Here is a 1,308-nt window from a genome sequence, read left to right as displayed (position 1 = left end):
TGGCCGGCGGACTGGGACGGCATCATCGCCTGGTATCCGGCCTGGAAGCAGATGTCGGCCATGCTGGCCGGCCACCGCGCCAGCCGTGCGCTCTCGCAGCCCGGCGCCTACCCCAACCAGGCCAAGCGCCTGCTCCTGCTCAACGCCGCCCTGGCCAGCTGCGACGCGCTCGACGGCCTGAGCGACGGCCTGATCAGCGACCAGAACCGCTGCAACGACCGGTTCGACCCCGCCACCGCCAGCCTCAACGGCACGCCGCTGCGCTGCCCGGGCGGCGCGGACACCGGCGACACCTGCCTGTCGGACGTGCAGATCGCGACGCTCAAGGGCATGAACAGCGCCACCCGCTTCAACTTCCCGATGGCCAGCGGCGAGACCTCCTATCCCGGCTACAACATGTGGGGGGGCGACCTGGGCATCGCCGGCAGCAACCCGCTGCAGCCGACCATCACCTTCCTCAATCTCGGCACCGAGCAGCCGGCCAACCCCATGCCCGCCGGCGCGCCCTATGTGGCGCGGCAGACCGACGCGCTGATCCGCTACGGCATCACCCGCGACCTCAGCTACAACCCGCTGTCGCTGGACCCGGAGAACCCGGGCGCCTGGGCCTCGCGCATCAGCGAGCTGTCGACGCTGCTGGACGTGCCGGTCAACCTGGACGCCTTCGCGGCCAAGGGCGGCAAGCTGCTGCTCGGCCATGGCCTGGTCGACGTACTGGTCAGCGCCCGCGGCAGCTCCGAGTACTACCAGCGCCTGCAGGCCCGCATGACCCCGGGCGAGGTCGACAAGTTCGCCCGCTACTACGAGGTTCCGGGCTACGGCCATGCGGTCAGCTCGATCTTCAACGTCGCCTGGGACTCGCTGACGACGCTGGAGAACTGGGTCGAGAAGAAGACCGTGCCGCCGCTGCAGATCATGGCCGACACGGCCACCGGCACCGCCACCCGCACCCGCCCGCTGTGCGAGTACCCGAAGTGGCCGCGCTACAACGGCAGCGGCGACGTCAACCTTGCCGCCTCCTTCACCTGTGTGACGAATTGAACGATGGACCGGGGCGCCCAGGCGCCCCGCCTTCGTAGCCACTGCCAGGAGACAAACATGACACACCCCAAGTCAACCCTGATCGCGGCCCTGCTGGGCCTCGGCACATGCGCCGGCCAGGCCGCGGTGGTCTCGCTGCCCGCGCTGAATGTCGACACCGCCAACATCACCGTATCGGGTCTGTCCTCCGGGGCGGTGATGGCCGTCAACCTCGGCTGGGCCTACTCGGCCACGTTCCGGGGCGTCGGCGTCTTCGCCGGCACACCT

General features: G+C 69.8%; 1 protein-coding gene and 1 pseudogene. Both read left to right on the top strand.

Going from position 1 to position 1,308, the window contains the following annotated elements; all coding sequences use genetic code 11:
* Positions 1 to 1,041, top strand: a 1,041-nt coding sequence (locus tag OOZ63_RS28860) for a tannase/feruloyl esterase family alpha/beta hydrolase (RefSeq protein ID WP_266009325.1), incomplete at its 5' end; no start/stop codon positions are given.
* A gap of 57 nt (positions 1,042 to 1,098) precedes the next feature.
* Positions 1,099 to 1,308: pseudogene (locus OOZ63_RS28855) on the top strand (hypothetical protein); the annotation flags it as partial.

This window comes from Paucibacter sp. PLA-PC-4, assembly GCF_026241155.1.
Taxonomy (GTDB): domain Bacteria; phylum Pseudomonadota; class Gammaproteobacteria; order Burkholderiales; family Burkholderiaceae_C; genus Roseateles_E.
Note: the sequence above shows the minus strand (reverse complement) of the source record. Positions and strands in the feature narration are given on the sequence as shown.